Source organism: Pseudomonas sp. WS 5532 (assembly GCF_012985445.1).
Lineage (GTDB): Bacteria > Pseudomonadota > Gammaproteobacteria > Pseudomonadales > Pseudomonadaceae > Aquipseudomonas > Aquipseudomonas edaphica.
Window position 1 is genome coordinate 14,317 of record NZ_JAAQWK010000023.1, and the last position, 19,203, is coordinate 33,519.

A 19,203-nucleotide genomic window follows, 5' to 3' on the forward strand; every position below is an offset into this window, starting at 1 on the left:
AGGCAAGCCAGCGCCCACAGAAAAGCAGCTCTTCGGTGTATCCAAATCTGCTGCCAGCGGATCACGCCTGATGCAGATACCAGCGCCAATCCTGCTCGCCCACCTCCCCCATGAACTGACGATATTCCTCACGCTTCACCGCCAAATAGACGCCGAGAAACTCACTGCCAAACGCCTCCCGCGCCCAGCTTGAACCCTCCAGCGCACGCAAGGTGGTCAGCCAGTCAGTGGGCAGCAACTCCTTGGCCTGGGCGTATCCGTTACCTTCCACCGGCGCACCGGGGTCGCGCTGTTCGCGAATGCCTCGGTGAATACCCGCCAGGATGGCGGCAGCCGCCAGGTAAGGATTGGCGTCGGCCCCGCAAATCCGGTGTTCGATATGCCGGGAATAGGCAGGCCCGCCCGGCACGCGCAGGCTGACGGTGCGGTTATCCACGCCCCAGGTGGCCGCCAGCGGCGCATAGCTGTTGGTCTGGAAGCGCCGATAAGAGTTGGCATTCGGGCAAAACATCAGCAGCGAATCGAGCAAGGTGCTGAGCATGCCGCCCACCGCCTGGCGCAGCAGCGGCGTGCCATCGGCGGCCTCGCTGGCGAACAGGTTATTGCCCTGGGCATCCGCCAGGCTCACATGCATGTGCATGCCGGTGCCCGCCAGGTCATCGAACGGCTTGGCCATAAAGCAGGCGGTCATTGCGTGCTTATGCGCCACGCCCTTGACCAGACGCTTGTAGCGCACCGCTTCGTCCATGGCTTGCAGGGCATCCGCGCGATGTTCCAGGGTGATTTCCACCTGGCCCGGCGCATACTCGGAAATCGCCGTGCGCGCCGGAATGCCTTGCAGCTTGCAAGCGCTGTAGAGGTCGGCCAGGAACGGCTCGATTTGCTCCAGCTCACGCAGGCCGTACACCTGGGTCGAGCGCGGGCGATTGCCGTCCACATCCCGTGCCGGTTGTGGGCGGCCGTTGCTGTCGGGTTTCTGGTCGAGCAGGTAAAACTCCAACTCCGCCGCCATCACCGGGTAATAACCGTCGGCCTTGAGGTCGTCGATCACCTTGGCCAGCAAATGCCGAGGGTCAGCCACGGTGGCCGGCAAGCCTTCGGTGGGGTGCATGCTGACTTGCACGGCGGCTGTGGGGATCAGGCGCCACGGCATACGCTGCAAGCTGCCGCTGACCGGGTAGGCGCGGCAGTCGATATCGCCGACTTCCCACACCAGCCCGGAGTTTTCCACGTCGTCGCCGTTAATCGTCAGGCCCAGGATAGTACTGGGCAACGGGCGGCCACTTTCATACACCGCCAGCAGCTCATCGCGGTGCAGCAACTTGCCGCGCGGTACGCCGTTGTTGTCGAGGATATACAACTCGAACATTTCGATGTCCGGGTGCTGTTCAAGAAAAGACTGGGCTTCTTGCAGGCTGGCAAAAACACTCATGGGAACTCTCATACGTTTGCGTCAGGCAGGCGCACAGGTGCGCGTCATTCATGGGGCAGATCAACGTAAGAGAAAGGTATCCGGTGGGCGCGCGTGTCGGCAGTGGAACAAGGCCCAGAAGGCCAGCGCGGACGGCAGTGTCGCGAGGTGAGTGTCGGGGGAGCCGTCCATGCGAGATTCACAGTGAGTTAGAAGCCCGGCAGCGTCACACGCCCACAAAGGTTGTTCAATTCAGGGTTGACGGAGTTTGGTTGCAGCCTGGCTAAACAATTGCCATCCCTGCGCATAGCTGGAAATAATGGCGACCCGAGCATGCCCCAAGGATTCGACCGCATGAAAGCTCCCCTGGTCTTCTGTTTACTGGCAAGCGTGGCCACCCACGCCCTGGCCGATTCACGCCTGGACGAGGTACTGCAAAACGGCACCCTCACCGTCTGCACCACCGGCGACTACAAGCCCTACACCTCGCTGCGTGCCGATGGGCGCTACGAAGGCATTGATATCGCCATGGCCGAGTCCCTGGCCAAGAGCCTCAACGCCAACATCAAATGGGTGCCCACTACCTGGAAAACCCTGATGCCGGACTTCCTCGCCCAGCGCTGCGACATCGCGGTGGGCGGTATTTCGGTGTCGTTGGAACGCCAGAAAAAAGCCTTCTTCAGCCAGCCTCTCGGCGTCGATGGCAAGATCCCGCTGGTGCGCTGCGCCGATGTACAGCGCTACCAGAGCGTCGAGCAGATCAACCAGCCGCAGGTGCGTGTGATCGAGCCGGCGGGCGGCACCAACGAGGTGTTTGCCCGCGCCCACCTGGCCAAGGCGCAAATCCGCCTGCATGACAACGTGACGATTTTCGACGAACTGCTGGCGGGCAAAGCCGACGTGATGATCACCGACGCCAGCGAAGCGCGCTTCCAGCAAAAACAGAAACCTGGGCTGTGTGCGGTCAACCCCGAGCGGCAGATGCAATACAGCGAAAAGGCCTTCCTGCTGCCCCGCGATGATGTGGCGTGGAAAAGCTACGTCGACCAGTGGCTGCACCTGAGCATGGCCACCGGGGTGTATGAAGGCATCGTCAATCAGTGGCTGGCGGCGCCCTGAGCAGGAGCCGTCTACGCTGTGCTCACATCAACCATAACGAGGGATCGGTAATGAAGGGATTGCTCCGACTCACCTGCCTGCTGCTGTTGGGGTTCAGCCAGGTGCACGCGACCACTCAGGATGAGGACGCTCGGGCCGCCAAGGCTCTACTGGAAAAGGCTGTGACTTACTTCCAAAGCAACGGCGACAAAGCCTTCGCCGCGTTCAGCCGCCAGGGTGAGTTTATCGACCATGACCGCTATGTGTTCGTGGTCGACACCAAGGGCGTGTTGTTAGCCAGCGGCGGGCCTTCCTCCGCATTGATCGGCCGTGATGTGTCCGAGGTGCTCGGGCCAGACCTGCAAGCTTCGTTCAAACAGGCGCTGACCGTGCCCGAAGGCCAGGGCATCCAACAAGCCGACTACCGCTGGCAGAACTGGAACGACGGCAAGGTTGAGCACAAGCACGTGTTTTATCAGCGCGTGGGTGAACGCATCCTGGCGGTGGGTTACTACCTGCCACGGGCCACACCGGAACAGGCCCGAGCGTTGCGCAACAAGGCTGTGAAGGCGCTGGTCAAGGATGAGGCAGGCACGCTCAAGGCGATCAACTCATTGCAGGGCGGGTTTCTGCAGGATGATTTGTATGTGTTTGTGGTCGATCTGAACACCGGGCGGTATGTGGCGCATGGCACCAACTTGCGACTGGTCAATACCGACTTTCGCAAGATCAAAGACCCGGATGGCAAGCCGGTGGGTGAACCCATTCTGAAGCTGATGGCCGAGCAGGATCAGGGGGAATACAAGTACCGCTGGAAGAACCCGGTGACCGACAAGGTTGAGAACAAGCATGCGTACGTGCGCAAGGCCGGGCATTTTATGGTGGCGGTTGGGTACTACAGCCCCTGATCTGAGTTGGAATGCAATCCATTGTGGGAGCTGGCTTGCCTGCTCCCACAGTTTGATCATCGTTGTGTCAGTTAACGTGCTTTGTCTTCACGCCCACGCAGCACACGATTGGGCATCGCAATGGCCGCCGCCAACCCCAGCAACGACACCGCCGCACTCACCATCAGCAAATGCCGGAATGTCACCGCCAGCTCCCCGCGCAAGGCATCCTGCGCAGGCCCCGGCGCGGCGTTGAGGCCGTCGAGCAACACGTTGCCGGAACTGCCTTCAGCCCCCAGCGCGCCGCTGGCCAAATGCGCAAAGCTGGAATCCTGCAACAACGCCAACAGCAGTGCCGACATGCATGCCACACCGACCGCCCCGCCCAACGAGCGGAACAGGTTAGTCGTGCTGGTGGCCACGCCAATGTCGCGCTGCTCCACCGAGTTCTGTGTACCCACCAGGGACGTCGGAAACTGCATCCCCGCCGCAATCCCGCACAGCAGCATAAACACCGCCGTAAGCTCCACCGCCTGCGGCGCGCTGTAGGCCATGCCGAGAATCGCCAGCGGGCTCAAGCATGCGCCGGTGAGGATCATCGGTTTATAACGCCCGGTCACCGAGGTCATGCGCCCGGCGAAATAGGCCCCCATCGGCAAGCCCATGGCCAATGGCAGCAAGTGCAAGGCGGCGCTGTCGGCCCCCGAGCCGGTCACCGTCTGATAACGCAACGGCATCAACACCGTCAGGGAAATCGCCTGGAAGCTGGTGAAGAAAATCGTGCACCAGCACAGCACTGCGCTGCGATTGGCGAACAGGTGCATCGGCAACAATGGCTCGCGCGCCCGGCGTTCGTGCCACACGAACACCGTCAAGGCCACCAACGCGCAGGCCAACAGCCCCAGTACTTGCTCGTCACGCCAATGATGGCCCTGGCCGATTTCGGTGATGCCCAGCAGCAAGGCGGTCAGGCCGATGATCATCAGCACGGTGCCGAGGTAATCGATAATCGGCTTGCGCTGCGGCACCGGCAGCCCTACCAGTGTGCGGTGCGCCACATACCAGGCCCCGGCGCCCAGCGGCAGGTTGATCAAAAACACCCAACGCCACGACAGGTATTCGGTCATGTAGCCGCCCAGCACCGGCCCGGCCACGCTGGCCACCGCGTACATGCTGCTGAAATAGCCCTGGTAACGCCCACGCTCACGGGGCGCGATGATGTCACCAATGATCGCCTGGCTGACCGAGATCATCCCGCCGGCACCGATGCCCTGGAGAATCCGCGCCAGCACCAACTGCTCCATGCTTTGCGCCATGCCGCAAAACAGCGAGGCCAGGGTGAACACACCCATGCCGATCAACATCATCGGCCGGCGCCCGTACAGGTCGCCGAGCTTGCCGTAGATCGGTACGGCCACGGTCATCGCCACCATGTAGCCGGAGATCACCCAGGCCAGCAGGTTTACATCGTGAAACTGCGCGGAAATCGCCGGCATGGACACGGCGACAATGGTCTGGTCCAGGGCGCCGAGGAAAATCGCCAGCATCAAGGCGGCGAGCACACTGCGAACGGCAGGAACGGGCTGAGCGGGTTGGTTGAGGCTGGTCACGGCGGAACCTTCGAGCAAGGCCCGCAGGCAAGGAAGAGCCTGCGGGAATGCTGGATACGATAGCAGGCTACTCGATAGCTTCGTAAGGAAGTCCGACGTAATTTTCTGCGATGGTTTTGCGCCCCGCCTGCGAATGGATGAAATACTCAAGCTCGCTCTCGGCAATTCGCTGGCTGAAGCCGTCGGCGTCCGGGAACTGGTGCAACATCGAGGTCATCCACCAGGAAAACCGCTCGGCCTTCCACACCCGGCGCAGGCAGATGGCCGAGTATTTTTCCAGCAAGTCCACGCGACCCTCGCGGTACACCTTGAGCATGATCCGAAACAGCGTGCTCACATCACTGGCCGCCAGGTTCAAGCCTTTGGCGCCGGTGGGCGGCACGATATGCGCGGCGTCACCGAGCAGGAACAGGCGCCCGTACTGCATCGGCTCCACCACAAAGCTGCGCAGCGGCGCGATGCTTTTTTCGATTGACGGCCCGGTGACCAGTTGCTCAGCCAACTGGCTGGGCAGGCGGGTTTTCAGCTCGGCCCAGAAACGCTCATCCGACCAATCATCCAGAGGCTCATCGACCGGCACCTGCAGGTAATAGCGGCTGCGGGTCGGCGAACGCATGCTGCACAACGCAAAGCCACGCGAATGTTTGGCATACACCAGCTCGTCATGCACCGGCGGTGTATCGGCGAGGATGCCCAGCCAGCCGAACGGATAGACGCGCTCGAACACCTGCAACGCCTCAGGCGGAATCGCCTGGCGCGCCACCCCGTGGAAACCGTCGCACCCGGCGATGTAGTCGCAGTCCAGGCGATAGGTTTCGCCGGCATGTTCGAAGGTGAGCCAGGGCCGATCAGTTTTAAGGTCATGGGGCTGCACGTCACGCGCTTCGTACAGGGTCACAGCCCCGGCAGCCTCGCGGGCGGCCATCAGGTCGCGGGTGACTTCGGTCTGGCCGTAGATCATCACCGACTGACCGCCGGTCAAGCCTTTGAGGTCGATATGGGTCAGTTGGCCATTGAGCGCCAGCTCAAAGCCATCATGCACCAGGCCTTCGGCGTCCATGCGTCGGCTGACGCCGGCCTCGCGCAGCAGGTCGACCATGCCTTGTTCCAGCACACCGGCGCGGATGCGGCCTTGCACGTAGTCGGCGCTCTGGCGCTCTAGAATCAGGGTCTGGATACCAGCGTTATGCAGCAGTTGGCCGAGCAGCAATCCGGAGGGACCGGCGCCAATAATGGCGACTTGGGTTTTCAGCGTTTTCATTATTTTTATGGCTCGCAAGCTTCACCCGAACGGATAGGGTGAAAGAGTTGTCATTCATCCTGTTGCTGATCATTTTTCACTTGAGTGGCCGCCATAAGAAGGTGAAAACTGAGACAAAGCCTGCGCTTTTTGCCAATTGGGGCGATTACCGCACCACTATCCTGAGTATCGGATTGAAACCATGACCAAAACTGCCAGTACCGCGATTCCGGTCTTCAAGCTTTACGGAGAAAGTCAGCAATGGCCGACTCCGGATTTGTTGCACTGTGAAACCATTTCCCGACGGAGCCGGGAATACCAGTGGGAAATCCAACCCCACCGGCACGCGGACCTGTGCCAGTTGCTGTACGTACACAGAGGCCAGGCGCAGCTGGAAATCGAAGGCCAGCGTACTACCCTCAGCGAAGCCACCTTGCAGGTGCTGCCGCCGTTGTGTGTACACGGGTTTCGGTTTTCTGAAGATGTGGAAGGTTTTATCCTGACGCTGGCCGCGCCGCTGGTCAGCCATTTGCAGACACAGTTAGGCGCGACGGTGGACGGTTTGCAGGCCCTGGGCAATTACCCCGCCGGCAAGGACAGCGATTACCTCAACAGCCTGTTCGACCGACTGCAGGATGAGTACGCCGATGAACAACCGGCCCGCGACATGATGATGCACGCCCTGGTCAGCGTGCTGCTGGTGTGGATCAGCCGTCAAGCCATCCAGCGCCGCCACCCGCGCGCCCCACGTGGCCGGGAGTATTTCCGTCGCTTCACGCAGTTGGTCGAGCAACATTACCGCGAACACCCGAAGATTGAAGACCTGGCGCACAAGCTGGGTATCTCGGTCTCACACCTGAACGGTACGTGCAGGGAATTGGGTGGCCAGCCTGCCTTGCAGATCATGCATGACCGCCAGTTGCTGGAAGCCAAGCGCTTGCTGACCTACACCAGCATGACCATCAATGAGATGTCGGAGGTGTTGGGGTTTTCCGACCCGACCAACTTCTCCCGGCTGTTCCGCCGCCGGGTGGGGTTTTCGCCCAAGGCGTTTCGCGAGCAACTGAAGGCGGATTGACGCGGGACGCGGAGCGTCCTGGGCTGCATTACCACGCGGAGCGTGGGAACGATCACAGCCTACCTGAGCGCGCTGAAACTACCGGTACGCGGCACACACAGATCCTGATGGCAACTGATCGCAAAGGTCGGTTGCATACGGGTCTGTTCAACCCGATAGGCGGCCGTGCCGTACAGCGCGGTGGCTAACGCGGACAGGATGAAAATCATCAGGTACTTTCTAATTTTTAGGGTCATGGCACACCTCTGAATAGATCGACTCGGTGCTGTTTAAAGCATAGGTCAGTCAGGGCGAGTTGCCATTATTGGGCGTCATTCAACATCTTTATGTCGGCTTTACAGACCGATATCCCACACCGGCTCTTCCGGGAACCGCAGCACCAGAAAATCCAGCAGGCTGCGCAACGCCAACGGCATGTGTTTACGCGAGGCATACACGGCGTAGACGTTCATTTGCTGCGGCTCAGCCTCGGGCAGCAGCCGGATCAATTCGCCACTGCGGATGTAGTCCCCCGCCTGATAACTGGGCAGCCGCGCCACCCCGGCGCCCGCCAGCGTCACCCGCAGCAAGGTCGTGGCCTCGTTGGCGGTGATATTGCCCTGCACCGCCACCGAGACTGCTTCGCCGTTCTCGGTGAAGTGCCACAGGCTTTTGCCGAAGTAAGAATGCGTCAGGCAGTTGTGCTCCGCCAAGTCGTGGACTTGCCGAGGCTGCGGGTGTTCCAGCAGGTACGCCGGTGACGCGCAGATCACCGAGCGACACAGCGTGAGCTTGCGCGCGATCAGGTTGGGGTCCAGCTCAAAGCTGGTGCGGATGGCCAGGTCGATACGCTCATCCACCAGGTTTACCGTGCGGTCGAGCATCTGCAGGTCGATGCTGACCAACGGGAAGCGCTTGACGAATTCGGCCACGGCATCCGCCAACTGCGCCTGGCCGAATGAGCTGCTGACACTCAGGCGCAACTGGCCACGCGGCGCTTCATCCGGCTCACTGACGGCCGCCTGCATGTCACTGCACAGCTCCAGCATTTGCCGGCAGCGCGGCAGCGTTTCACTGCCGGCGGCGGTGAGGCTGAGCTTGCGCGTGGTGCGATGCATCAAGCGCGCACCGACCCAATCCTCAAGTTCAGCCAGATAGCGCGAGACCACCGGCCGCGACAGGTCCAACTGATCGGCGGCGGCGGACTGGCTGCCCAGGTCAACTACCGTGACAAACACCCGCATTGCTTGAAGACGATCCATGATTTGCACGCTTTTAGAAACAAACTATGTCCAAGCATCGCATTTTTTGTTGTGTTTGGTGCAACTAAGCTCTGTGCATCACTTACCTGCTGCTGGAGCTGCACATGATCTCGGTACTTAAACGATTTGCCCTGGCTTCGGCCGCCCTGGCGTTCGCTGCCCATGCTGCGGCTGCCGACCTGAAGCTGGATGCCTACAACCCTGGCACCTCGGCCATGATGCCGGTCAGCTCGGTACTGGTCAGCGGTGAAAAAGACCTCATCCTGGTCAACGCCCAGTTCGGCAAGACCCAAGCCGAGCAACTGGTGCAGAAAATCCGCAGCAGCGGCAAACACCTCACCACCATCTACGTCAGCGACGGCGACCCGGACTTCTACTTCGGCCTCGACACCCTGACCGCCGCGTTCCCCGACGCCAAAGTGCTGGCGACCCAGCCGGTGGTGGACCATATCAAGGCCACCGTCGAGCAAAAAATCGCGTTCTGGAGCCCGAAACTCGGCGACGACAAGCCAAGCAAAGCCATCATCCCGCAGGTGTTGCAGGGCCATACCCTGACGCTGGAAGGCAAAAGCCTGGAAGTGATCGGCCTGGACGGTCCGCAACCTGAGCGCACCTTTGTGTGGATCCCCTCGATCAAGGCGGTCGTCGGTGGCGTCGTGGTGTTTGAAAACACCCACGTGTGGATGGCCGACACGCAAACCGCCAAATCCCACACCGACTGGCTGGCCACCCTTCAACGTATCCAGGACCTGAAACCGGCCACCGTGATCCCTGGCCACTACCTGGGCACACCGACCGTGCAGTCCGTGGCCTTTACCGGCGACTACATCAAGGCCTTCGATATCGAGACCGCCAAGGCCAAGGATTCGACTGCGCTGATCGCGGCGATGAAAAAGCGTTACCCGAACCTTAAAGACGAAAGCAGCCTGGAACTGGGTGCCAAAGTCGCCAAGGGCGAAATGAAGTGGTGATTGGTTTTAAACCCTAACGTACTGGAGAACGTCATGAGCAAGATTGCAATCATTGGTGCCACCGGCCGTGCCGGTAGCCAACTGCTGGAAGAAGCGCTGCGTCGTGGGCATACCGTTACTGCCATTGCGCGTAACACCGACACGCTGGCCGCACGCCCAGGCCTTACCGTTAAAAAGGTCGACGCCCTTGATGCAACGGCCTTGCAGCAAGCAGTGAGCGGCAACGACGTGGTGATCAGTGCGGCGCACTTCGCCACCCTGCCCGCCAGCGCCGTGATCGGCCCGGTAAAAAAAGCCGGCGTGAAACGCCTGCTGGTGGTGGGCGGTGCGGGTTCGCTGTTGTTGCCAGGAGGCAGTCGAGTGATCGACAGCGAGGGTTTCCCGGCTGAATACAAAGCCGAAGCCAGCGCCGGGGCTGAGTTTCTCGACGTGCTGCGTCAGGAAAAAGAACTGGATTGGACCTTCCTGTCGCCATCGGCGGAGTTTGTTGAAACCGAGCGCACCGGGAAATTCCGTCTGGGCCAGGATGATCTGCTGGTGAGCGCCGAGGGCCGTAGCTGGATCAGTTTTGCTGATTTTGCCATCGCCCTGATCGACGAAGTGGAATCGCCGAAGCACTCGCGCCAACGCTTCACCGTCGGTTACTGACTCTGTGGGAACTGGCTTGTGTGGGAGCTGGCTTGCCTGCGATGGCATCAGCTCGGTTTAACAGATAGACCGAGTTGCCCGCATCGCAGGCAAGCCAGCTCCCACACAAACCCGGTTCCCACAGTTGGATACTCAGTGTTAAGACTGGTGTGCCTCGCTCACCAGCCACGCCATCAACGCTTGCAGCCCAGCCGACGGCTCGATCCCCGGCGGGTACACCAGGTAATAGCCCATCCCCGTCGGCACCCGCAGTTCAAACGGCGTCGCCAGCCGCCCGGCTTTCACATCCTCACCAATCAGCGCACTGTCGCCAATCGCCACACCTGAGCCTTGTGACGCCACCGTCATGGCCAGGTCCAGCGTCTCGAAATGATGCCCCTGGGCCAGGTTGCTCAACCGCGTATTCGCCGCCTTTAACCACAACGCCCAATCCCGCTCGTCCCGCGTGGGGTGCAGCAGCACTTGTTGCTGCAAGTCTGCCGGGGTATCCAAAGCGCCGAGCAGCGCCGGTGCGCACACTGGCGTAAGTTGCTCATCAAACAGGTGCCGTGCCTCAGCCGACTGCTCGGCGATGGGCGCATAGATCACCGCCGCATCAAATTGCTCACGACGAAAGTCCACGGTATAGGCCACGGTGGTGGTGAGTTCCACCGGCACATCCGGGCGCTCCTTCTGCCATTGCAACAGGCGCGGCAGCAGCCAGCGCATCACGCAGGTGGAGGCCTTGAGTTGCAGGGTCGCGCGGCGGCTGCCGATCTGCTCCACCGCGTCACCGATCAGGCCGAATACTTGCTGCGCACGCAGTGACCACTCGCGGCCTTCTTCGGTGAGGCTCAAGCCCCGTGCCTGGCGCTGAAACAGGGCGTAACCCAAATGGCTTTCCAGGCCGGCAATCTGGCGGCTCACTGCGCCCTGGGTGATGTGCAGTTGCTCGGCGGCGCGGGTGAAGTTGCAGCACTGGGCAGTGACCCAAAACGTGTGCAGCGCAGGCAGCGGCGGAAGGCGTTTCATCGTGTGTGAGCCATGACGTGGGGACATGGCTAGTATGACTTTTTATCGATTGTTGCCGCTACGGGCCAGCCGCTCCAATAGCGCCTCGAATCCATAACAAGAGCGACATGTATGGCGACCTGCGGCGAAGTATTGGTCAACCTCCTGGAAAGCTACGGCGTGGACCAGGTGTTCGGCATTCCAGGCGTACACACCGTTGAGCTGTATCGCGGCCTGGCGCATTCCGGCATCCGCCATGTCACCCCGCGCCACGAACAGGGCGCCGGCTTCATGGCCGACGGGTATGCACGCACCAGCGGCAAACCCGGCGTGTGCTTCATCATCACCGGCCCGGGCATGACCAATATCACCACTGCCATGGGCCAGGCCTACGCCGACTCGATCCCGATGCTGGTGATTTCCAGCGTGCAGTCGCGCAGCCAATTGGGCGGCGGGCGCGGCAAACTGCATGAGCTGCCGAACCAGAGCGCGATGATCGCGGGCGTGTCGGCGTTCTCCCACACGTTGATGTCGGCGGCGGAGTTGCCTGGTGTGCTGGCACGGGCGTTTGCGTTGTTCCAGGCGGGGCGACCGCGCCCGGTGCATATCGAAATCCCGCTGGATGTGCTGGTGGAGAATGCCGACGCGTTGCTGGGCAGCGAGCCGGTCAGCGTTGCCCGCGCCGGTGCGTCGCCGTCGGCGGTCAAGCAGATGAGCCAATTGCTCGCAGCGGCCAAACGCCCGCTGATCCTGGCCGGTGGCGGTGCCATCGATGCCGCGCCAGAGCTGACGCGCCTGGCCGACACCCTTGACGCACCGGTGGCGCTGACCATCAATGCCAAAGGCATGCTGGCATCGACCCACCCGCTGCTGATCGGCTCGACGCAAACCCTGGTCGCCACCCGTGCGCTGGTCGCTGAAGCCGACGTAGTGCTGGCCATCGGCACAGAGCTGGCAGAAACCGACTACGACGTGACCTTCGCCGGCGGCTTCGAGATCCCCGGCGCACTGCTGCGTATCGACATCGACCCCGACCAGACTGTGCGCAACTACCCGCCGCACGTGGCACTGGTAGCCGATGCACAGATAGCCGCCGACGCCTTGCTCGCCGAATTGGATAAAACCCCATTGCCTGCCCGCAACCGCGATTGGGGCGCTGAACGAGTCGCGCGTTTGTGGGCCGAACTGGCGCCCAACTGGGACGCTGCCACCCGCGCACAAACCCTGTTCCTCAACACCGTGCTGCAAGCGCTGCCCAACGCCGTGCTGGTGGGCGACTCCACCCAGCCGGTCTACAGCGGCAACCTGACCCTGAACCTTGACCACCCACGCCGCTGGTTCAACTCCTCCACCGGCTACGGCACCTTGGGCTACGCCCTGCCCGCTGCAGTCGGTGCCTGGCTGGGCCGAGGTGACGGCCAGCCGGTGGTGTGCCTGATCGGCGACGGCGGCCTGCAATTTTCCCTGCCGGAACTGGCCAGCGCGGTAGAGGCGCAGGTGCCAGTGATTGTGCTGCTGTGGAATAACCAGGGCTATGAAGAGATCAAGAAATACATGCTCAACCGCGCCATCGAGCCGGTCGGTGTGGACATCTACACCCCGGACTTTATCGGCGTAGCCAAGGCCTTGGGTTGCGCAGCGGAAAGTGTCCAGGGCGTCGAGCCTTTGCGCAGCGCGTTGCGCACCGCCGCGGATCGCCAGGGGCCGACACTGATTGAAATCAACCAAGGGCTCTGGATGCAGGAGGTGGCGGTATGAGCGCAGTCTTGAACGGTGTGTTTATCAACGGCCAATGGCAGGCGGGCCACGAGGTGCTGGAGGTGATCAACCCGGCTACCGAAGCGACCTTGGCCCATGTCAGCGTGGGCGATGCCTCAGCAGTGGAACTGGCGGTCGACGCGGCCAGCGCGGCTTTTGTCGACTGGTCGAAAAGCAGTGGCCGTGATCGCGGCGCCCTGTTGCGCAAGGTCGCCCAAGGTGTGAGCGAGCAGCGTGAACAACTGATGCAGTTGCAGTCGAGCAACAACGGCAAGCCGCTGTTTGAAGCGAGTATTGATGTGGATGACGTGATCGCCACCTTCGAATACTACGCGGGAATCTGCGACGCGATGGACGCAGGTCAAGACTGCAAGGTGGCATTGCCCAGCGACGATTTCAGCGCACGCATGCGCCGCGAACCCTGTGGCGTGGTGGGTTTGATCGTGCCGTGGAACTTCCCGATGGTGACCACCGCCTGGAAGCTTGCCCCCGCGTTAGCGGCCGGTTGCTGCGTGGTGCTTAAGCCGTCGGAAGTCACGCCCCTGGCGGAGTTGCAATTGGCGCGGATTATTGCCGAAGCAGGCTTCCCGGCGGGTGTGTTTAACCTGGTGTGTGGCACGGGGCTGGCGGTCGGTGCGCCGCTGGCTGCGGACCGTCGCGTGGCGAAAATTTCCTTTACCGGCAGCAATGCGGTGGGCGTGCAGGTGATGCAGCGCGCCGCCGAAACCATCAAGGGTGTGAGCCTGGAACTGGGTGGCAAATCGTCGTTGCTGGTGCTGGCCGATGCCGACCTCGACCTGGCAGTGGAGCTGGCCTGTGGCGGTGGTTTTTTCAATGCCGGGCAGATCTGTTCGGCCACCAGTCGCGTGCTGGTAGCCGACAACCTGGCGGATGAATTCCTGCAGCGTTTGCAGGCGCGGGCTGAAGGGATTCGCGTGGCCGACCCGTTTGCCGAGGATGTGGAGATGGGCGCGCTGATCAACCGTGCGCAGTATCAGCGGGTGCTGGGGCATATCCAGCGTGGTATCGACCAAGGCGCGCGCTTGTTGTGCGGCGGCGCTCGCCCGGCTGATCTGGAAAAAGGCTTTTTCATTCGCCCGACAGTGTTTACCGACGTGCCATCAGGCAGCGCCTTGTGGAATGAAGAGATCTTCGGCCCGGTGCTGTGTGTACGACGTTTTATCACTGAAGCCGAGGCCATCGCCCTGGCTAACGACAGCGATTTCGGCCTGGTCGCCAGTGTGGTGAGCGCCAATGCCGAAGCCGCCGAACGCGTGGCCAATGCCTTGCAGGCGGGCCTGGTGTGGATCAACGCACCGCAGGTGATCTTCCCGCAGACGGCATGGGGCGGCTACAAGCAGAGCAGTATCGGCCGCGAGCTGGGGCCGTGGGGGTTGGCGGCGTTTCAGGAGATCAAGCATGTAATTCGCGCCAGCTGACACCACGGTCCCCTGTGGGAGCTGATGATCGTCACACGCTTGAACCCAAAGCATTACAGCCGACATATTCACTGACGTCGTGTTGCCAACATTTTATGTCCCACACCAAACATAGAAACGCCCTACAGCGCTTTCTATTGGTACGACCGTTCCGTTAAGCTTTTGCCAGTCTTGTACTGAGTTCGGTACAAAGGGTTTACGGACGAAACCGATGCTAAACAGTAACTTGCTCAGAAAGCTTGATATGCAGGACTTGATGGTGTTTATCGCCGTCTATGACCAGAGCAGCGTTACCGAGGTGTCCGAGACGCTGTTCGTCAGTCAGTCAACCGTGAGCTACAGCCTGAAGAAGCTGCGCACCAGTTTTGAGGATGAGCTGTTTATCAATACGCGGGCCGGCATGCGCCCGACGTACAAGGCCACAACCATGTACGAACACGTGCAGAAGATCCTTGAAAGCATCAACCTGTGCCATGCCGGCAGCCAGGCCTTCGACCCGACGCAGCAGGCGGTGACCTTCAATGTCTGTGCCCCGGAATACTTCGAGCAACTGATCCTGCCACGCCTGTTGAAGAACTTCGACCAAGCCGACTTGCCGGTGATCATCAATGTGCAAAAGCTGGAAACCGAGCTGCCTGCCGAGGACCTGCGCGAAGGCCGTCTCGACCTGGTGATTTGCTTCGGCCCGCACCTTCACCGTGCCCACAAAGACTTCAAGACCCAGATGCTGCTGGAAGACGATTTAGTGTGTGTGTTTGATAAACGCGCCACGCCGCGCGAGCCGGCCTTCAGCCTGCAATCGTTTGTCGAACGGCGCCACGTGTTCCCCGCGCCCTGGACCTCCGACACCAACATGATCGACGGCTGGCTGGCACGCCAGGCTCACAAGCGCCAGGTGATTGCCCGTGCCAACAGCTACAGTGCCGCCTTGAAGATGATCAGTGGCACCGACTTTATCGTCACCCTGCCCCGTCGCGTGCAAAAGCTGCTGGCCCCGGCCACCGTGTTCGGCCATTGCGAAGCGCCGAACGGGTTGCCGGGGTTTACCCTGGATATGCAGTGGAATGAAACCAGTGGCCAGGACAGCGCCAATACCTGGTTTCGCGAGCAGATCGTCAAGGTGTGCGCCGATCAATGCTTGTTGTAACCCTTAGCCGATAGCGACTTTGCTGTAGGAATCACGATCCATGTCCATCAACTGCACACTGAGTTGAACCTGCAGATCGGCCGGCCACTCAGCCGCGTCATGCAGGGCCGCCAACAAGCTTTCCGACAACTGCTGCTTGACCTGCGGTGAGCGCCCGCTGAGCAGCGAGAGCTTTACCGCAATAAAACCGCGCGGGCTGAGGGAAGTGCCCACCTGGAAACTCTCGACCTTGATTGCGCGGCTCTTGATATCGAACTCGGAACCGAACTGCCCGGACGCCATCAGCACGTTGTTCAGGCGCAGCAGGGTTTTCTCGACGGCAAGGCCGGTCAGGTTGGCGGTGTATTCCAGGTGCAGGTGCGGCATGAAAAGCTCCGAGTGGGCTTGAAAAGAAACCTACATATAGCATGCAGTTGAACGAAGGCAGACCGATTTCAATGTGAAACTTCGGTCAGCCCCCGCAGCGAACGATTTTCCCAGAACGCCACGATCACCAACACCGCCGTGGTCAACGCGCCCAGCGCCAGCGCCGAAAACATATGCTGCAACCCCAGCGGCAACAGCACCAGCAACATCAGCAACCCGCCCAGGTGCGAGAGCGGTGGCAACGGTCGGTCACTCATCACCCACTTGAACAACGCACTGCCGAGCAAAAACAAAAACGGCCCGGCAATCATCGCCAGCACGCCCGCCTGGCTGGCATGCCCTGGATGCACCAGCACCAGTTCGTCGGCCACCGCGCTGACGATGATCCCGGCGACGATCAGCACATGCAGATAGGTGTAGGCGATACGCGCCTGGCGGCCGGGGTCGGCGGAGCTGGCAATCCGGTGATGGGCGCGCTCGGCGCCGCTGTCGAAATAGATCCACCACAGCGCAATGCTGCCCACTACGGCCACCAGGAAAGCACCCAGGCCTTCGACGCTCCACGGCAACTCGGCGAACGTGGCGCCGGTCACCAGCAAGGATTCACCCAGGGCGATAATCACAAACAGGCCGCAACGCTCGGCCATGTGGTTGCCTTCGACATTCCAGTCCGCCAGGGTCGAGCGCCCAAGCCCTGGCACCCAGAAATACACCGACGGCGATATCAGTTCTATCAGCAGCGCCAGCGCCCAGAAAGCCAGGCGTTGCTCGCCTTCGAGCAGGCCGCCGGTGAGCCAGAACACCCCGGAACACAGCATCCACGCCAGGATCCGCTGGAAGTTGCGGGTCATGTTCAGCGACTCGCCGCGAACGGCCCACAACGCAAACAGCGTGCGGCCCACCTGCATGAAGACGTAAGCGCCGGCGAACAACAGGCCGCGATCGGTAAAGGCTTTGGGGATTGATGAAGACAGCAACAGGCCGGCGACCATCAAGCCGAACAGGCCGATGCGGATAGGGATTTTTTCCGGGTCCAGCCAGTTGGTGATCCACGAGGTGAAGATCCACACCCACCACACCGCGACCATCATCAGCGCCACCTGCACCGCGCCGCCGAGGCTCAGGTGGGCCAGCAGCGAGTGGGACAACTGGGTCACGGCGAACACGAACACCAGGTCGAAAAACAGCTCGACCATGCCCACCTTGCCGCTGTCATGACTGCCGCGCCCACGCAGCAAAGAACGGGATGAAGTCATCGGTGGATCTCCCTGAAGGCTTATCTCAAGATTTTTCCGCGATTACCGGCAGCCTGTCACGTTCACTCATGAACGCTTCCAGCCGTGAACGCATCCAGCGCTCGGCAGGGTCCGTGTCGACGTGGCTGAGCCAGACCATGGACAGGTCCAGGGTCGGGGTTTCGAACGGGAACGGCTCGCAAAACAGGTTGCCGCCGGCGGCCATGGCATGGGCGGTGTAATCCGGCAGGCTGGCGATCATGTCGGTGCCGGCGAGCAACGCCGGCAATGCGCTGTACTGAGGTACGGACAGCACCACGTGGCGCTTGCGACCAATCTCGGCCAGCCACTCGTCGGCAAACCCCGACACGTTGGCGGTGTGAGAGACCAGCACATGGGGACGGGCGCAATATTCGTCGAGGGTCAGCGGTGTGTCCGAGGCGTCGGCGCGCAACAGGCAGGGGCGAATATGCCGTAACAACTTGCGCTTGGCATTGGCCGGCAGGCCGCGGGTCTGGGTGATGCCCACGGTGATATCGCCGGAAGCCAGCAGGTCGGGGATGCGCCAGTAATCGACGTGTTGCACCACGAACACCACCAACGGCGCTTCCTGGCGCAAGGCCCGCAGCAGCGGCGGCAGCAGGCCGAACTCGACGTCATCGGACAGGCCGATGCGGAAGGTCATAGTGCTTTGGGTCGGGTCGAAATCGTGGGTCAGGCTCAAGGCCGACGACAAAGAGTCCAGGGCCGGCGACAGGTGCTGGATGATCTCCTCGGCCCGCGCGGTGGGCTCCATGCGGTGACCGACGCGAATAAACAGTGGGTCGTTGAACAAGGTGCGCAAGCGGTTGAGCGCCGAACTGATGGTCGGCTGGCCGAGAAACAGCTTCTCTGCCACCCGCGTCACATTGCGCTCGAGCATCAGTGCTTCGAAGACCACCATCAGGTTGATGTCGGCCTTGCGTAATTCATTGCGATTCATCGGCGCCTGCCCCTTTCCCCAAGACAAGCCGCAGTTTAGAAAGCCCGCGGGGCTGCGTCTATGTGAACACTGTTCATCCGGCGCCTTTGGGACTATAAATCAGCGCTTGAAGGTCAAAGGAACGCCATCGTGCTGGTCATTATTGCCTTGGCCATGGTCGTCGCCGGGCTCTGCCTCTGGGTCGTCCGGTTCATTGCCAACCCTACCGTCAGGACACTGACGCGGGTGTTTATTGGCTTATGCCTGGCCGCGGCAGTGGCCTATTGGGTGCTGGCGTGGGGTTTTCCTATCTCAGTATTGGCTTCATGAACTGTCACTTTTTCTGCAAGGACTGCCTATCTTGAAATTCGCCTACACCATTATCTATGTGCCCGACGTTGCCGCGTCACTGGCATTCTTTGAAGCAGCCTTTGGGTTCAGTCGCCGGTTTTTGCATGAATCCGGCACTTATGGCGAGCTGGAAACGGGGGACACCACGCTGTCGTTTGCCGCGCATGAACTGGGCGAAATGAACTTCGACGGCGGGCACGTCGAGGCGCACGCCTCCCGAAAACCGCTGGGGATGGAGGTGGGGTTTGTCACCGAGGATGTATTCGTCGCCCATGCCAAGGCGCTGTTACACGGTGCGAAGGAGCTGTCGCCACCGAGCACCAAGCCCTGGGGGCAAGTGGTGTCTTATGTGCGCTGCCCGGATGGCACGCTGGTGGAGTTGTGTACGCCGATAGTGGGCTGAACACAGAAACATTGTGGGAGCTGGCTTGCCTGCGATAGCGGTGTGTCAGGCACAGATGTAGAGACTGACCCGCCGCCATCGCAGGCAAGCCAGCTCCCACAGTTTGATCATCATCGCCTTGGAATTCACGGCTTGAGCGGTCGCTCCTGATCGCGCTCGGACAGCTCGGTGCCGTCGTCCGGATGTTTCCAGGTCTGCGGCTTGTCTTCTTCGCGTTGCCGCCGGGCCTGCTCGTGCTCCGGCTCGTCCTGACGTTTGTGCTCGTCACCCATACGCACCTCCCTTCCATAAGAAATTGGTCACTTCTGAAGCATAGAACAGCAGTGAGATTTTGGCGGACCTGCTGATTGATAGCTAAAACGCATCAAT

At 61.2% G+C, this 19,203-nt stretch carries 20 protein-coding genes; 10 read left to right on the top strand and 10 right to left on the bottom strand.

Annotated features, from left to right (window positions below; genetic code table 11):
- Positions 1 to 61 precede the first annotated feature (61 nt).
- On the bottom strand, positions 62 to 1,432 hold the full coding sequence (locus HBO23_RS27985) for a glutamine synthetase family protein (RefSeq protein WP_170040557.1): 1,371 nt from the start codon (positions 1,430 to 1,432) through the stop codon (positions 62 to 64).
- A 333-nt stretch (positions 1,433 to 1,765) separates the two neighbouring features.
- Here HBO23_RS27985 and HBO23_RS27990 point away from each other — a divergent pair, with 333 nt between their 5' ends.
- Together HBO23_RS27990 and HBO23_RS27995 are read left to right on the top strand one after the other, a co-directional pair.
- On the top strand, positions 1,766 to 2,530 hold the full coding sequence (locus HBO23_RS27990; RefSeq protein WP_026013725.1) for a transporter substrate-binding domain-containing protein: 765 nt from the start codon (positions 1,766 to 1,768) through the stop codon (positions 2,528 to 2,530).
- A gap of 50 nt (positions 2,531 to 2,580) precedes the next feature.
- A complete protein-coding gene (locus tag HBO23_RS27995; protein WP_017137378.1) occupies positions 2,581 to 3,417 on the top strand; it encodes a cache domain-containing protein in 837 nt (278 codons plus the stop codon).
- Between the two features lie 71 nt (positions 3,418 to 3,488).
- Here HBO23_RS27995 and HBO23_RS28000 read toward each other — a convergent pair whose 3' ends face one another.
- Both HBO23_RS28000 and pobA read right to left on the bottom strand, forming a co-directional pair.
- Positions 3,489 to 5,006, bottom strand: coding sequence for an MDR family MFS transporter (locus tag HBO23_RS28000; RefSeq protein ID WP_169985528.1), 1,518 nt, complete (start codon positions 5,004 to 5,006; stop codon positions 3,489 to 3,491).
- A gap of 67 nt (positions 5,007 to 5,073) precedes the next feature.
- Complete coding sequence (gene pobA / locus HBO23_RS28005; protein ID WP_170040596.1) at positions 5,074 to 6,258, bottom strand: 4-hydroxybenzoate 3-monooxygenase; 1,185 nt, start codon at positions 6,256 to 6,258, stop codon at positions 5,074 to 5,076.
- Positions 6,259 to 6,448: 190 nt separating this feature from the next.
- Here pobA and HBO23_RS28010 point away from each other — a divergent pair, with 190 nt between their 5' ends.
- Positions 6,449 to 7,324, top strand: a complete 876-nt coding sequence (locus HBO23_RS28010) for a helix-turn-helix domain-containing protein (protein ID WP_170040558.1) — start codon at positions 6,449 to 6,451, stop codon at positions 7,322 to 7,324.
- A 59-nt stretch (positions 7,325 to 7,383) separates the two neighbouring features.
- Here the strand turns inward: HBO23_RS28010 and HBO23_RS28015 are convergent, their stop codons facing one another.
- The gene (locus tag HBO23_RS28015) at positions 7,384 to 7,560 is read right to left on the bottom strand and encodes a hypothetical protein (protein ID WP_167353682.1); all 177 of its coding nucleotides are present in this window, start codon (positions 7,558 to 7,560) and stop codon (positions 7,384 to 7,386) included.
- A gap of 99 nt (positions 7,561 to 7,659) precedes the next feature.
- The gene (locus HBO23_RS28020) at positions 7,660 to 8,565 is read right to left on the bottom strand and encodes a LysR family transcriptional regulator (RefSeq protein ID WP_170040559.1); all 906 of its coding nucleotides are present in this window, start codon (positions 8,563 to 8,565) and stop codon (positions 7,660 to 7,662) included.
- Positions 8,566 to 8,669: 104 nt separating this feature from the next.
- Between HBO23_RS28020 and HBO23_RS28025 the strand changes: the two genes are divergently transcribed.
- Both HBO23_RS28025 and HBO23_RS28030 read left to right on the top strand, forming a co-directional pair.
- The gene (locus HBO23_RS28025) at positions 8,670 to 9,536 is read left to right on the top strand and encodes an MBL fold metallo-hydrolase (protein ID WP_170040560.1); all 867 of its coding nucleotides are present in this window, start codon (positions 8,670 to 8,672) and stop codon (positions 9,534 to 9,536) included.
- Positions 9,537 to 9,569: 33 nt separating this feature from the next.
- On the top strand, positions 9,570 to 10,184 hold the full coding sequence (locus tag HBO23_RS28030; RefSeq protein WP_017137370.1) for an NAD(P)-dependent oxidoreductase: 615 nt from the start codon (positions 9,570 to 9,572) through the stop codon (positions 10,182 to 10,184).
- 138 nt (positions 10,185 to 10,322) lie between these two features.
- Here the strand turns inward: HBO23_RS28030 and HBO23_RS28035 are convergent, their stop codons facing one another.
- Entirely contained in the window at positions 10,323 to 11,195 is an 873-nt protein-coding gene (locus tag HBO23_RS28035) for a LysR substrate-binding domain-containing protein (RefSeq protein WP_099548654.1), read from the bottom strand.
- A gap of 111 nt (positions 11,196 to 11,306) precedes the next feature.
- Here HBO23_RS28035 and HBO23_RS28040 point away from each other — a divergent pair, with 111 nt between their 5' ends.
- From HBO23_RS28040 to HBO23_RS28050, 3 genes are all read left to right on the top strand, one after another.
- A complete protein-coding gene (locus HBO23_RS28040) occupies positions 11,307 to 12,932 on the top strand; it encodes a 5-guanidino-2-oxopentanoate decarboxylase (protein ID WP_170040561.1) in 1,626 nt (541 codons plus the stop codon).
- On the top strand, positions 12,929 to 14,371 hold the full coding sequence (locus HBO23_RS28045; protein WP_170040562.1) for an aldehyde dehydrogenase family protein: 1,443 nt from the start codon (positions 12,929 to 12,931) through the stop codon (positions 14,369 to 14,371). Before HBO23_RS28040 ends, HBO23_RS28045 begins: the two co-directional genes overlap by 4 nt.
- 211 nt (positions 14,372 to 14,582) lie before the next feature.
- The gene (locus tag HBO23_RS28050) at positions 14,583 to 15,518 is read left to right on the top strand and encodes a LysR family transcriptional regulator (protein WP_170040563.1); all 936 of its coding nucleotides are present in this window, start codon (positions 14,583 to 14,585) and stop codon (positions 15,516 to 15,518) included.
- A gap of 3 nt (positions 15,519 to 15,521) precedes the next feature.
- Here HBO23_RS28050 and HBO23_RS28055 read toward each other — a convergent pair whose 3' ends face one another.
- The 3 genes from HBO23_RS28055 to HBO23_RS28065 all read right to left on the bottom strand — a co-directional run bounded on the left by HBO23_RS28055 (position 15,522) and on the right by HBO23_RS28065 (position 18,101).
- Positions 15,522 to 15,884: a 5-carboxymethyl-2-hydroxymuconate Delta-isomerase gene (locus HBO23_RS28055; RefSeq protein WP_017137365.1), complete on the bottom strand. Its 363-nt coding sequence runs from the start codon at positions 15,882 to 15,884 to the stop codon at positions 15,522 to 15,524.
- 68 nt (positions 15,885 to 15,952) lie between these two features.
- On the bottom strand, positions 15,953 to 17,140 hold the full coding sequence (locus HBO23_RS28060; protein WP_017137364.1) for a low temperature requirement protein A: 1,188 nt from the start codon (positions 17,138 to 17,140) through the stop codon (positions 15,953 to 15,955).
- Positions 17,141 to 17,165: 25 nt separating this feature from the next.
- Positions 17,166 to 18,101, bottom strand: a complete 936-nt coding sequence (locus tag HBO23_RS28065) for a LysR substrate-binding domain-containing protein (RefSeq protein ID WP_017137363.1) — start codon at positions 18,099 to 18,101, stop codon at positions 17,166 to 17,168.
- A 129-nt stretch (positions 18,102 to 18,230) separates the two neighbouring features.
- Here HBO23_RS28065 and HBO23_RS28070 point away from each other — a divergent pair, with 129 nt between their 5' ends.
- Both HBO23_RS28070 and HBO23_RS28075 read left to right on the top strand, forming a co-directional pair.
- The gene (locus HBO23_RS28070; protein ID WP_017137362.1) at positions 18,231 to 18,410 is read left to right on the top strand and encodes a hypothetical protein; all 180 of its coding nucleotides are present in this window, start codon (positions 18,231 to 18,233) and stop codon (positions 18,408 to 18,410) included.
- A 31-nt stretch (positions 18,411 to 18,441) separates the two neighbouring features.
- Positions 18,442 to 18,834, top strand: coding sequence for a VOC family protein (locus HBO23_RS28075; RefSeq protein ID WP_017137361.1), 393 nt, complete (start codon positions 18,442 to 18,444; stop codon positions 18,832 to 18,834).
- A gap of 125 nt (positions 18,835 to 18,959) precedes the next feature.
- Here HBO23_RS28075 and HBO23_RS28080 read toward each other — a convergent pair whose 3' ends face one another.
- Positions 18,960 to 19,106 (bottom strand): hypothetical protein, encoded by a 147-nt coding sequence (locus HBO23_RS28080; RefSeq protein ID WP_017137360.1) that lies wholly within the window; start codon positions 19,104 to 19,106, stop codon positions 18,960 to 18,962.
- Positions 19,107 to 19,203 lie beyond the last annotated feature (97 nt).